General features: G+C 38.7%; 9 protein-coding genes. 4 read left to right on the forward strand and 5 right to left on the reverse strand.

The window, feature by feature from the left end; all coding sequences use genetic code 11:
* Positions 1–68: 68 nt before the first annotated feature.
* The 4 genes from DUT70_RS19435 to DUT70_RS19450 all read right to left on the reverse strand — a co-directional run bounded on the left by DUT70_RS19435 (position 69) and on the right by DUT70_RS19450 (position 4,679).
* On the reverse strand, positions 69–413 hold the full coding sequence (locus DUT70_RS19435; RefSeq protein ID WP_113649025.1) for a hypothetical protein: 345 nt from the start codon (positions 411–413) through the stop codon (positions 69–71).
* A gap of 309 nt (positions 414–722) precedes the next feature.
* Complete coding sequence (locus DUT70_RS19440; protein ID WP_113649026.1) at positions 723–1,724, reverse strand: NAD(P)H-dependent glycerol-3-phosphate dehydrogenase; 1,002 nt, start codon at positions 1,722–1,724, stop codon at positions 723–725.
* A gap of 120 nt (positions 1,725–1,844) precedes the next feature.
* Complete coding sequence (locus tag DUT70_RS19445) at positions 1,845–3,191, reverse strand: efflux RND transporter periplasmic adaptor subunit (RefSeq protein ID WP_113649027.1); 1,347 nt, start codon at positions 3,189–3,191, stop codon at positions 1,845–1,847.
* 42 nt (positions 3,192–3,233) lie between these two features.
* Positions 3,234–4,679, reverse strand: coding sequence for a TolC family protein (locus DUT70_RS19450; RefSeq protein WP_113649028.1), 1,446 nt, complete (start codon positions 4,677–4,679; stop codon positions 3,234–3,236).
* 84 nt (positions 4,680–4,763) lie between these two features.
* On the opposite strand from DUT70_RS19450, the gene DUT70_RS19455 reads away from it, so the two are divergent.
* Positions 4,764–5,420: a polysaccharide deacetylase family protein gene (locus DUT70_RS19455; protein WP_113649029.1), complete on the forward strand. Its 657-nt coding sequence runs from the start codon at positions 4,764–4,766 to the stop codon at positions 5,418–5,420.
* Positions 5,421–5,534: 114 nt separating this feature from the next.
* On the opposite strand, the gene DUT70_RS19460 is transcribed toward DUT70_RS19455, so the two are convergent.
* Entirely contained in the window at positions 5,535–6,473 is a 939-nt protein-coding gene (locus tag DUT70_RS19460; RefSeq protein ID WP_113649030.1) for an erythromycin esterase family protein, read from the reverse strand.
* Positions 6,474–6,622: 149 nt separating this feature from the next.
* Between DUT70_RS19460 and DUT70_RS19465 the strand changes: the two genes are divergently transcribed.
* The 3 genes from DUT70_RS19465 (at position 6,623) to DUT70_RS19475 (ending at position 13,317) form a co-directional block, all read left to right on the forward strand.
* Positions 6,623–7,549, forward strand: coding sequence for a M23 family metallopeptidase (locus DUT70_RS19465; RefSeq protein ID WP_113649031.1), 927 nt, complete (start codon positions 6,623–6,625; stop codon positions 7,547–7,549).
* A 527-nt stretch (positions 7,550–8,076) separates the two neighbouring features.
* Entirely contained in the window at positions 8,077–10,842 is a 2,766-nt protein-coding gene (locus tag DUT70_RS19470) for a bifunctional aconitate hydratase 2/2-methylisocitrate dehydratase (RefSeq protein WP_113649032.1), read from the forward strand.
* Between the two features lie 192 nt (positions 10,843–11,034).
* Positions 11,035–13,317 carry an aconitate hydratase gene (locus DUT70_RS19475; protein ID WP_113649033.1) on the forward strand — a complete coding sequence of 761 codons (2,283 nt, stop codon included), beginning with the start codon at positions 11,035–11,037 and terminating at the stop codon, positions 13,315–13,317.

The raw sequence follows: 13,317 nt of genomic DNA on the forward strand, positions 1-13,317 counted from the left end.
CATTTATATCAGTTTACGGTTGCAAAACTTAAACTCATCACTGGAAATTGTCAATTGGAAACTGTCAATTATTGAGCTGGTTTATTTTTAATTTCGCTGGCTTTCAAATACACTTTTCCTCCTTTTTTGTTTACATAGTATTTACGGTTTTTACCATCAATGTAAACATTTGAGCCATCTGGAGCCATTTTGCCCTTGTAGGTTTGGTCGGCAACTTTAGCGCCACCTTTTACTGCAACTTCGGCTGTTTTATTTCCCACCGCATTTGCTCCTTTTTCTACTGCTTTACCTGTTTTTTGGAGTGCTTTTCCTACTTCTGTTTTTTTCTCTTTTTTTTCTTGAGCGTTAGTATTCAATGAAAACAAACCCAATGCTGCTACAGCAAATAAGCCTATGATATATGTCTTTTTCATTTTCTTTTGGTTTTTATGAGGAGAGAACAAACGAGGGAATGGTTTGGTTTTAAAGAGACACTTATTACCTAATAGGAATAGACGTAACCAGTTTATTCATTTGGTCCATCAACCAAGTCCTTAGATTTCTCCCTCAGAGAACACCTTATTAAACTTGCGTCTAGTCTCATCACCAACAAAAGGGCAACAGAGAAGTTTTTGGAATTCGTTATATTGAATCAAAGACTTTTCGACTCCATTTCTCTTCGCTCGAAACGACGGGGACGTTTCGTCAGTCGGTATAAAAAAATTAAGCTGTTTTGATTAGAGCTAGCTTAGTTTCTCAGTCAGTGCTTTCATTTCCAAATGGGCAGATTTTCTTTCGTAAAGGATTTGATAAACCGCCTCTGAAATGGGCATGTCCACGCCGTATTTTTCATTGATATGGTGCATGGAGTTTGCAGCATAATATCCTTCGGCAATCATCGCCATTTCCAGCTGTGCAGATTTTACAGTATACCCTTTCCCTATCATGTTTCCAAAAGTACGGTTTCGGCTAAATTGCGAATAAGCGGTTACCATCAAATCGCCTAAATAGGCCGACTCTTTGATATCTCGCTCAATAGGATGAACGACACCCACAAAACGTTCTATTTCTCGGATAGCATTGGAAATGAGCACTGCTTGAAAGTTATCTCCATAACCTACTGCATGACAAATACCACTAGCCACCGCATAAATGTTCTTCAGCACCGCAGCATATTCGGTACCGAAAATATCATCGGAGATATTGGTTTTGATATATCTGGTATTTAAATGATTGGCGAAATCCTCTGCCAAGTTTACATCTGTAGAGGCAATGGTTAGGTAAGAAAGTTTTTCTAAAGCGACTTCTTCGGCATGACAAGGACCACTGATCACTACAATATCCTCATAGGGCAATTCATACTTTTGGTGAAGAAAATCACCGATGATCAAGTTCTCTTCTGGCACAATACCTTTGATGGCTGAAATGAGCTTTTTACCTTTTAACTGCGCTGGGCTTATATTTTTTAACGTATCGGTCAAAAATGCAGCGGGAACATTAAGTACCACATAATCTGCCTGAGCAATCACATATTCAATATCTGAAGAAACGTTCTCTGGTTTTACCCTAATTTCAACGGCGCTAAGGTAGCTAGGATTGTGGTTATAGTCCCTGATATGGCTGATGGCTTCTTCATTACGCATCCACCAAAAAATTTCCTTTTCGGATTCGTTATCAGAAAGCATTTTAATTATAGCTGTTGCCCAGCTCCCACCGCCAATCATGGCTATTTTCGGTCTGCTCATATCAGTTGTTAGTTCTGCTGTATACCGTTAACATCGGCTAAAAACAAAAGGTTTAAGAAAATGCGATGTGCACTTCCTTAAACCTTTACAAAAATAACTAAATATTATGATTTGCTAAGACTACTTTTTACTTCCAGTAGTAAACAACTTATCTTTAGAGGTTTGCTCTACTTTTGTACCGTCTTTCAGCTTATTTTGAATAGCCGAATAAGGTCCAGAGACGATTTGCTCCCCCGCTTTCAATCCTTTTTTAACTATGATAAATTGATCATTTTGGATACCTGTATTCACTTCTGCTTTTTTAACTGTTGAGGTTTTAGCATCAAAAAGGTATACATATTGTTTGATCTGTTTGTCGTTCAATTTACTTTTTTGCTTTTCAGTATCTTCACTACTGTTTCCGCTATCGTTTTTGTTATCTGTAAAAATAGCTTGGATTGGCACTGCTAAACCTTTCACTGTTTCGCTCTCAATATCAACCGTAGCTGAAAGGCCTGGTCTGAAAGGCGAAGGAAGATCTTTCGCACCACCTTTAACTGTGTTATATGATTCGGCTAACAATCTTACTTTCACTGAGAAATTGGTTACTTGATCTACGGATGCAGTAGTAGCCGCTCCCACGTTAGTAGAAGAACTTGCAATTTCAGTTACTACTCCTCTAAACTTTTTACCTGCGAAAGCGTCTACTTCAACAGTGGCGCTATCACCCAAAGTCACGCGGTTAATGTCGTTTTCATTAACATCTACGTTAACCTCCATACTGCTTAAGTTAGAAATACGCATGATCTCAGTACCCGCCATTTGTGAAGTACCCAAAATACGGTCACCAAGCTCAATAGATAGTTTAGAAACTACACCATCAACAGGTGCATAAATGGTAGTTCTGGCTAGGTTAGCACCTGCTTCTTTCACGTTAGCTGCTGATTGCTCTAATCCAAATTTAGCGCCAGTTACGTTTTCTTTAGAACTTGCTAAAGTTGATTTCGCGGTCAAGTAAGCTGCTTTGGCATTATCAAACTCTGCTGCAGAAATCACCTTTTTATTGTAAAGCTCTACGTTACGCTTATAGGTAGCTTCAGCATTCACAAAGTTAGCTTGCGATTGAACCAATTGTTGTTGTGACGCTGCCACACTAGCTTTCTGCGAGTTATAAGAAGCTACTGCTCTTTCATAACCCGACTGCAAAATATCAGGACGTACTTTACAAAGCAACTGTCCTTTCTTTACCACATCACCTTCTTTTACCAAAAGTTCAGTTACCTCCCCAGATACCTCAGAGCTTAGCTTCACTTCAGTTTCCGGCTGTATCTTACCACTGGCGGTTACGGTTTCAATCACTGTTTTTTCTCCAGCTTTCTCTACAGTTACCTTTTCGATCTGTTCCTTGCCAATTACTCCTGTTAATTTCAATACGATCAGTAATGCGATAATTGCTCCAGCGCCTATTAAAATGTGTTTTAACTTCATAATTTATTTTAAATATGCTTTTAACAGCTTGTTTTTATTTTTTTAAAATGCGATTTGTTTTCCTAAATAATAATCAATCACCTTTGATTTGAATAACAAATCATACTTGGCTTGTATCATATCTATTTCTGCCCTGTTTTTATTGGTTAAAGCAGTACTATATTCTACTGAATTGGCCAAGCCTACATTGTAGCGTTGTTCAATTACATAAAACGCATCTTTTTGGGCGGCGAAAGCATTTTGGGTAGATTGATATTTGCTTTCAGCGGCTCTCAAGTCAGCAACAGCTTGAAAAATAACTTTATTCAGGTTATTCCTAGAAAGCTGCTCTTGCACTTGTGTATTTTGATAGTTGATTTTGGCTCTTCTTACATTGGAACGAGCATTAAAACCGTTAAATATTGGTATGCTCAAACTAAATCCAACAAATTGGTTAAAGTTATCTTTAATTTGTGAGCCAAAAGTCTGGTTAGAAAATGTCCTAACAATATCTGGGACCTCAGTTACAACTGGTTCTAGCGTACTTTTTACTTGGCCAACAACAACTTCTTTAAGACCATTATCAACCTCTGTTACTTTTTGTCTTCCGCTAGAATAATTGGTCCCTAAACCTCCGCCAAAAGATAAACGTGGGTAGTAAGTCCCTCTTGCCACATCAATGCCTTTTTCGGCAGCTAATGTTCTTAAAGATGCCAATTTAATATCTGGAAATGCATTCATTGCTGAAGAAACCACTTCAGAAGCGGTATAGTTATTTTTCGCAACCACTAAAGCATCCACGGGTGGCACCTGCACTGCAAATTGATTATCCGAAGGCAATTCCATTAACTGGTTAAGCGTTAAGTACGAAATACTAAGGTTATTTTGCGCATTGGTCACTTCCAATTCAGAACTTGCTACCTGAGATTTAGCTTGAGAAACGTCAGCTAAAGTTTTATTTCCTACTTCTAACAATTGTTCCTGCTGGTTAAGCTGCTGTTTTGCCACCGTTAACTGAGCTTCAGCCGCTTTCAACAAATCTTTATTAAACAAAATTTGCATATAGGCCGTTACCACTTGTAAAATAAGATCGTTTTTTACCTTATCTACATTCGCTTTATCGGCATCAAGCAATAGTTTATTCTGTTTAATTTGATTCACCTTTTGCCATCCCGCAAACAAATCAACACTGGCAGAAAGACTACCACTAGCCGAGTTGAACTGCTGACTAATATATTGGTTAGTAGATGGGTCGATACTACGACCGAAATTCCGATTACCACTAGCGCTAGCATTTAACGAAGGCAATACGGCATGCTTCGATTGCTTAAAAGTCTCGTCGCCTAAAGCTGCACTAAATTGGGCCTGCTTAACCTGTAGGTTGTTTTTGAGGGTTTTATCGATGGCATCTTGGATAGTAATTACCTCCTGTGCAGAGGCTATCTGACTGCCAACAGTCGTGGATAATACCACACCAAACAATAAACCTAGGCTATAAATTTTCTTCATAAATTAAGTTTCACAATTATAAATAAACAAGGGGTTGCTTTCTGTAATTTTTTAACTACAGCCTTTAATGTTTACATTTACAGCATGTACACCGTTAGGCCGCCCTTTTTTCTCAAATGGTATTATCGCAATAATTTAATTTGGAATAAAGATAGCACAGAAAAATTTGTTTACCTCACGTTTGACGATGGCCCCATGCCAAATGTTACAACCTTTGTGCTAAATACACTAAAAAGTTTTAATGTTAAGGCTACTTTTTTTTGTATTGGCGACAATATCAGTAAGCATCCTGAAGTTTTTGAACAAATCAAAGCAAATGGACATGCCATAGGCAACCATACTTACAACCATTTAAAAGGTTGGAAAACGGATGACAAAACCTACATTGATAATTTTTGGCAATGCCAAGAATTAACGGAAACGAACTTGTTTAGGCCGCCTTATGGTAGGATTAAGAAAAGTCAGATAAGAAAGTTAGTTAACAGTTGGCAATTGACAGTTGGCAAGAGGCTGAAAACTGAAAACAGCGAACTGCAAACTGTAATGTGGGACGTGCTAAGTGGAGATTTTGACCTAAAACTCTCTCCCGAAAAATGTTACCAAAATGTGATTAAAAACACCAGAAACGGCTCCATTATTGTATTTCACGACAGTTTAAAAGCTTGGGACCGATTAGAATATGCGTTGCCCAAAAGTATCGAATATTTACTGCAGCAGGGTTACCAGTTTAAAACACTGTAAATTTTGTCTGATAATTGATTGTATCCGTCGAACAAAGATTACGATTTGAACATCTTGCCCGTTGCCGCCCTTTATTACCGGAAAATTTCACAAAGCTATCTCCAATCAACCTAATTAATCCTTAATCAACTGACTTTCGGAAGTTTTTTTGATGAAAATCAACGCATCGAAATCCTTACCAATGGTAGTGGGCAGTGCAAATGGGGCCTTCCATCCCACCATAATATTGGTGATTTTTTTGGTCTGCTTCGCAAAAGGACTTTCTTCAGTAAATCGCACATAAAAATCTGGAGATTTTGATTGTCCAAACAACCAAGTAAAGCTATCTTTTTCTACCAGCACCAATTGGTTAACGGCAAAGGTATAACCTTTATCTTCGCTCCAATTCATGGTTCGTACACTTCCCTCATAAGTATCAAAAGCGATGTTAAAAAACCTTTTACCATAAACTCCCTTTAAGTAATCACCCATGGCACTGATCTCGGGCATGGTTTTATTTTTTGCTGTATGAATGTTATGCGCCCACAAAACAATTTTCGCCTTGGTGGCATTTTGTACTTTTACAACTTCATCGGTCATAAGCTGATCTCTAGTAAACGGATCATAAAAACCCTCTCGGTGGAAACCAAATACGGTCACTTTATGGGTAGGATTTCTGTCATTATAGGCCTTTAGGCATTGAAACAACTCCACAAATTCCTGAGTGCGATATGCCCTCAGGTTTTTCATTGCAGTAGATAAATCAACATTCTTGCCCTGAATGAAATCATTGATTCTTGCAAATTCAGTATCTAGATGTTCAAAACCTATCTGAGTGTATCCCTCATGAGTCACCAAATACTGGATAATTTTATTTTTCTCGAGGTAAAATTCTTTGGTCCCGTGGCTAGCTTCGCCCAACATTAAAACTTCAATACCTTTTAAATCTTGCTTTAGCTTTGATTGGCAGCTGGTTAAACTGATTGCATTTTGATTTAGCCAAGCGAGATCGGTTTCTTGGGCATAGCTTGCCAAACTCATCAACAAGAGGATAACGAAGTAAAGTTTTTTCATCTATTTTTTTCTTATTGGATGCAAACCACAAACCTTTTCCATACACTTGAGATATTTATTTTATTTTCAGTATGGATTTACAGCTTCTTTCTCATCCTTAACATTAAAATCATATCAAAAAACTATTTTAGTCCTCTAACTCACCATTAATGAACAAATTTTACAAAGTCATTTTATCATTCGCTTTCCTTTTATCAGCATCAATTTGCCACGCCCAAGAAAGAGAACTTTCCTTAAGCAGTAAAACTAATAACGACCGCAGCGTAAGCATCACCGCAGCGAAAAGATCGCCAGGAACTTATACCGTAGTCCTTAATTTTAGGGAACTGACCAACGCTAGTGAATCAGGCGATCCAGTTTACAAAGTAAGACACGACAACGACAACATCTTAACGCTAAATCCTATCAATAAAAATCAAGGCATTGGACTTTCTTATAGCTACACGTACATCAGGGGGGAATTGAACCCCAAATACAACAAGGATTTTGTTTACGTTTTGCCTTACGGAAAAGAAACCAAAGTAAGGGCCGTGGAATCGACTTTCCTAAATGCAACTTATTTTGGATCAACCACACCTGACGACTGGAAAGCCTACCGCTTTTATACGCAAGAAGCTGATACGGTTACAGCCATTAGAAAAGGAATAGTAGTAAACGTGAGCGATTTATATGATGAGGACACCAAAGAACTAAAGTACACCAGCAGAGTAAACACTGTAATTATTGAGCATGCGGACGGTACTTTAGCTACCTACAAAGGCTTTAAAAAGGGAATTTTGGTAAAAGAAGGACAAACCGTATTTCCAGGCACTGCGCTAGGCATTAACACCATCACTAACGAAAGGTATGGCATTTCTTTGATGATTACTTATCTCAAATCGGCTGAGATTGGAGCGGCCAAACAAAATCCAAAGGAAACCAAAAGTTTGTACGGCTTTATTACGCCTTATTTTTGCACGGCAGAAAATGCTAATGGGGTTTTAACCAGTCAAAAATATTATACTACAGCAATTACTCCTGAAATTATCCAAAAAGAGATGAGTAAAAAGGAGATTAAAAGCTTGACGAAAAAGTAAGTTGGACAGCCTTTATGAAACTGTTTTGAGATTGCTTCGTGCCTCGAAATGACGATCGACTAAAAGACTAAAGCGGACCGCACAAAAACCTCGTAGGTTTTAAAATCTACGAGGTTTAATAGTAGCGCTAGCTAAAACATCAACTACACCATAAGACCCTAGATTTTTCAGCAAATTCTTTTTATAATTTTTTCTTTACAGAAAGATTATCTTACAGAAATCATTAAAAGATTAAAAACCCTCTATCTAATAGCGCAAAAAAAACAACACAAACACCAGAAAAACAACAGATTATGGTTTTAAAAAAATATTCTCATTCCTCTTTAGTTTATAATAAATTCAAATTACCTAATTACCTGCTTTAATTGCTTTTAAAGGTTGTTTTTGCTATTTTTGTTTTGATCAAAAATTCAAGTTTTTTATTGATCAATAAACACAAAATTTAATATACAAAACAGTGTTCTTTTTGCAGAAAGCAAGTGTATATTTTGTTGCACAAACCTACCGCAAGAAACACCTTTCCTAAGATGAGTATTTACAACGATTATATCCAAGAGATTGAAGACAGAAAAGCCCAAGGTCTTCATCCAAAACCTATTGACAGCGCCGAATTATTGAGTGAAATCATTACTCAAATTAAAAGTGTAAACAATTTCAACAGAGAAGAATCTGTTAACTTTTTTATATACAACACTCTGCCAGGTACCACTGCTGCAGCGGGTGCGAAAGCTCAATTCTTAAAAGAAATTATTTTAGGTGAAACTGTTGTTGCAGAAATCACCCCTGATTTTGCTTTCGAATTGTTGTCGCACATGAAGGGTGGACCTTCTATCAAAGTTTTGTTAGACATCGCTTTGGCTGACAATGGTGATAAAGCCAAAAAAGCAGCAGAAGTACTTAAAACGCAAGTTTTCCTTTACGATGCCGACACAGACCGTTTGAAAGAAGCCTACCACAATGGCAATGAAATTGCTAAACAGATATTAGAGAGCTATGCTAAGGCCGAATTCTTCACCAAACTTCCAGAAGTAGCAGAAGAAATCAAGGTGGTAACTTTTATTGCTGGTATTGGTGATATTTCTACCGACTTATTGTCTCCAGGCAACCAAGCGCACTCTCGTTCAGATCGTGAACTACATGGCAAGTGCATGATTACACCAGAAGCCCAAGAGGAAATCAGAGCTTTACAAGCACAACATCCAGATAAAAGTGTGATGTTAGTCGCAGAAAAAGGTACCATGGGTGTAGGTTCTTCACGTATGTCGGGGGTTAACAACGTGGCACTTTGGACAGGTAAAAGATCTAGCCCTTATGTTCCATTTGTAAACATTGCTCCAATTGTAGGTGGAACCAATGGCATTTCTCCGATTTTTTTAACTACGGTTGATGTGACAGGCGGTATTGGTATCGACCTTAAAAACTGGGTAAAGAAAACAGACGAAAACGGAAACATTATTCGTAATGAAAACGACGAACCTATTTTAGAAGAAGTATATTCTGTAGCCACAGGAACTGTGCTCACTATCAATACAAAAACAAAAAAATTATACAACGGCGATCAAGAACTGATTGATATTTCAAAAGCTTTAACGCCGCAAAAAATGGAGTTTATCAAAGCGGGCGGTTCTTACGCCATTGTATTTGGTAAAAAAATCCAAACTTTTGCAGCTAGAACTTTAGAAATTGAAGCTCCTGTAGTATTTGCCCCTGCCAAAGAAGTATCGATAGAAGGCCAAGGTTTAACTGCTGTAGAAAAAATATTTAACAGAAATGCGGTAGGCATTGCGCAAGGCAAAGTTTTACATGCTGGTTCTGACGTTCGCGTAGAAGTAAATATTGTAGGCTCTCAAGACACTACGGGCTTAATGACCGCTCAAGAATTAGAAGCAATGGCGGCAACCGTTATTTCTCCAATTGTTGATGGTGCTTATCAATCTGGTTGTCATACGGCATCTGTTTGGGATAAAAAAGCACAAGCAAACATCCCTAAATTGATGAAGTTTATGAATGAATTTGGGGTAATCACGGCTCGTGACCCTAAAGGCGTTTATCATTCAATGACTGATGTGATCCACAAAGTATTGAACGACATCACGATTGACGAATGGGCAATCATCATTGGCGGCGACTCGCATACCCGTATGTCTAAAGGAGTAGCTTTCGGTGCAGATTCGGGCACGGTAGCCTTAGCATTGGCAACTGGTGAGGCTTCGATGCCAATCCCTGAGTCGGTAAAAGTTACCTTCAAAGGTACAATGAAGGAACACATGGATTTCCGTGATGTGGTTCATGCAACTCAATTACAAATGTTGCAGCAATTTGATGGCGAAAACGTGTTCCAAGGTAGAATTATTGAGGTACACATCGGTACTTTGTTAGCTGACCAAGCCTTTACCTTTACCGACTGGACGGCAGAGATGAAAGCAAAAGCTTCTATCTGTATTTCGCAAGACGATACTTTAATCCAATCATTAGAAATTGCTAAAAACCGCATTCAAATCATGATAGACAAAGGTATGGATAACCATAACCAAGTGCTTCAAGGTTTGATCAACAAAGCAAATAAACGTATAGAGGAAATTAAAACAGGTATCAAACCTGCCTTAACACCAGACGATAATGCCAAATATTACGCTGAAGTAGTGATTGACCTTGATTTAATCAACGAGCCAATGATTGCCGACCCTGATGTGAACAACGTAGACGTTTCTAAACGTTATACGCACGATACCATTAGAGACTTGACCTATTACGGTGGCGATAAAAAAGTGGATCTTGGTTTCGTAGGTTCTTGCATGGTGCATAAAGACGACTTGAAAATTGTTTCTCAATTACTGAAAAATGTAGAAACGCAAACAGGCAAAGTAGAGTTTAAAGCACCGTTGGTAGTTGCGGCCCCTACCTACAACATCATCGATGAGCTGAAAGCTGAAGGCGATTGGGAATATTTACAAAAATATTCTGGATTTGAGTTCAGCGATGCCTTACCTAAAAGCACTGCACGCACCGAGTACGAAAACATCATGTATCTAGAGCGTCCAGGTTGCAATTTGTGCATGGGGAACCAAGAGAAAGCAGCTAAAGGAGATACAGTGATGGCTACCTCTACTCGTTTGTTCCAAGGTCGTGTAGTAGAAGACAAAGACGGTAAAAAAGGAGAGTCGTTATTAGCTTCAACCCCAGTAGTGGTTCTTTCTGCGATCTTAGGTCGTATTCCAAGTATCGAAGAATATAAATTAGCCGTAGAGGGTATCAACTTAACAAAGTTCACCCCTATTTCTACAAAACAGTAAGAAACAAATCAACATATCATTTGTTAAAAATAAGAGGTTATCTGATAAATCAGATAGCCTCTTTGCTTATACAAGCAATTGTATAGAATGGTTTTAAATAACATAATTTGACAAATCTCAAAAATAAGTCTGTCAAAAAATATCTAATTTAGATAATGTCATTATTGACAATAATTTTAAACAAAATAAAGTATGGCTTTTGATATAGAAATGATCAAAAAGGTATATGCAACCTTTGGTGAACGTGTAGATGCGGCTCGTGAATTGGTTGGCAGACCTTTAACCCTTTCAGAAAAGATATTATATGCACACCTTTGGGACGAAAAATCGAATAAGGCTTTTACCCGTGGTGTAGACTACGTAGATTTTGCTCCAGATAGAGTAGCAATGCAGGATGCGACGGCTCAGATGGCCTTGTTGCAGTTTATGCAAGCTGGTCGACCGAAAGTAGCAGTGCCTTCCTCTGTACACTGCGATCACTTAATCACTGCCAAATTAGGTGCTGAAATTGACTTACCTCATGCTAAGACCGAGAGTGCAGAAGTTTTCGACTTCCTTTCGTCGGTTTCTAATAAATATGGCATTGGCTTCTGGAAACCAGGTGCCGGTATCATTCACCAAGTAATTTTGGAAAACTATGCTTTTCCTGGCGGTATGATGATTGGTACCGATAGCCACACAGTAAATGCTGGTGGTTTAGGAATGCTGGCTATTGGTGTTGGCGGTGCGGATGCCTGCGACGTAATGGCTGGTTTACCTTGGGAGCTTAAATTCCCTAAATTAATTGGTGTGAAATTAACTGGAAAATTAAACGGTTGGACTTCTGCTAAAGACGTGATCTTAAAAGTTGCTGGTATTTTAACTGTAAAAGGTGGTACTGGCGCTATTGTAGAATATTTTGGCGACGGTGCAACTAACCTAAGCTGTACGGGCAAAGGTACCATCTGTAACATGGGTGCAGAAATTGGTGCAACTACCTCAACTTTTGGTTATGATGATAGTATGGAGCGTTACCTACGTGCCACCAACCGTGCAGATGTTGCAGATGCTGCAAATGCGGTAAAAGCTCACTTAACTGGTGATGCTGAAGTTTATGCAGAGCCTGAAAAATATTTCGACCAATTAATCGAAATCAACCTAGACGAATTAGAACCTTACTTAAATGGCCCTTTTACACCAGATTTAGCTACACCAATTTCGCAAATGAAAGAGGTTGCTGCTGCTAATGGATGGCCTACCAAAGTTGAATGGGGATTAATTGGTTCTTGTACCAACTCCTCATATGAAGATTTGTCTCGTGCCGCTTCGGTAGCTAAACAAGCGATTGACAAAGGATTGGGTAAAAAAGCTGAATTTGGCATCAATCCTGGTTCTGAACAAGTGCGCTTTACCGCTGATAGAGATGGCTTATTAGACACTTTTACCAATCTAGATGCGACCATCTTCACTAATGCCTGTGGTCCTTGTATTGGGATGTGGGACAGAACAGGTGCAGAGAAACAAGAGAAAAACACCATTGTACACTCTTTTAACCGTAACTTTGCTAAACGTGCCGATGGTAATCCTAACACTTATGCTTTCGTAACTTCTCCAGAAATTGTAGCTGCTTTGGCTATCGCTGGTGATTTAAGTTTTAATCCATTAACAGACACCTTAACCAACGATAAAGGCGAACAAGTAAAGCTAGATGAACCTACTGGCTGGGAATTGCCAGAAAAGGGTTATGCTGTTGACGACGCTGGCTATCAAGCGCCTGCCGAAGACGGTTCTAACATAGAAGTAAAAGTTTCACCTACTTCGCACCGTTTGCAATTACTAGATCCTTTTGCAGCTTGGGAAGGTACTGATCTTAAAGGCTTGAAATTATTAATTAAAGCTAAAGGCAAATGTACCACCGACCACATTTCAATGGCTGGTCCATGGTTAAAATTCCGTGGTCACTTGGATAACATTTCGAACAATTTGCTAATTGGTGCAGTTAACTTCTTTAACGATAAAACCGACACTGTTAAAAACCAATTGACTGGCGAGTACGGTCCTGTACCAGCTACGCAACGTACTTACAAAGCTGATGGCATTGGCTCAATTGTCGTAGGCGATGAAAACTATGGAGAAGGTTCATCACGTGAGCACGCAGCCATGGAGCCTCGTCACTTGGGCGTACGTGCAGTATTGGTAAAATCTTTTGCCCGTATTCACGAAACTAACTTGAAAAAACAAGGAATGCTTGGTTTAACCTTTGCGAATAAAGAAGATTACAATAAAATTCAAGAGGATGACACCATTGACATCTTGGGTTTAACAGAATTTGCTCCAAACAAGCCATTAACGCTGGTATTACACCACGCTGATGGAACAACAGAGCAATTTGATGTTAACCACAGCTATAATGAGCAGCAAATTGAGTGGTTCAAAGCTGGCGGTGCATTAAATATCATCAGAAGAGAAGCCGCAGCTAAAGCTGCTAAAAATTAA

The sequence above is a fragment of the Pedobacter chitinilyticus genome, assembly GCF_003313385.1.
GTDB classification, from domain to species: Bacteria; Bacteroidota; Bacteroidia; order Sphingobacteriales; family Sphingobacteriaceae; genus Pedobacter; species Pedobacter chitinilyticus.

Bases quoted from the DNA above. Each gene is read 5' to 3' on its own strand.
- DUT70_RS19470 (WP_113649032.1), top strand. From the start codon at position 8,077: ATGAGTATTTACAACGATTATATCCAAGAGATTGAAGACAGAAAAGCC.
- DUT70_RS19475 (WP_113649033.1), top strand. From the start codon at position 11,035: ATGGCTTTTGATATAGAAATGATCAAAAAGGTATATGCAACCTTTGGT.
- DUT70_RS19435 (WP_113649025.1), bottom strand. From the start codon at position 413: ATGAAAAAGACATATATCATAGGCTTATTTGCTGTAGCAGCATTGGGT.
- DUT70_RS19445 (WP_113649027.1), bottom strand. From the start codon at position 3,191: ATGAAGTTAAAACACATTTTAATAGGCGCTGGAGCAATTATCGCATTA.
- DUT70_RS19450 (WP_113649028.1), bottom strand. From the start codon at position 4,679: ATGAAGAAAATTTATAGCCTAGGTTTATTGTTTGGTGTGGTATTATCC.
- DUT70_RS19465 (WP_113649031.1), top strand. From the start codon at position 6,623: ATGAACAAATTTTACAAAGTCATTTTATCATTCGCTTTCCTTTTATCA.
- DUT70_RS19460 (WP_113649030.1), bottom strand. From the start codon at position 6,473: ATGAAAAAACTTTACTTCGTTATCCTCTTGTTGATGAGTTTGGCAAGC.
- DUT70_RS19440 (WP_113649026.1), bottom strand. From the start codon at position 1,724: ATGAGCAGACCGAAAATAGCCATGATTGGCGGTGGGAGCTGGGCAACA.
- DUT70_RS19455 (WP_113649029.1), top strand. From the start codon at position 4,764: ATGTACACCGTTAGGCCGCCCTTTTTTCTCAAATGGTATTATCGCAAT.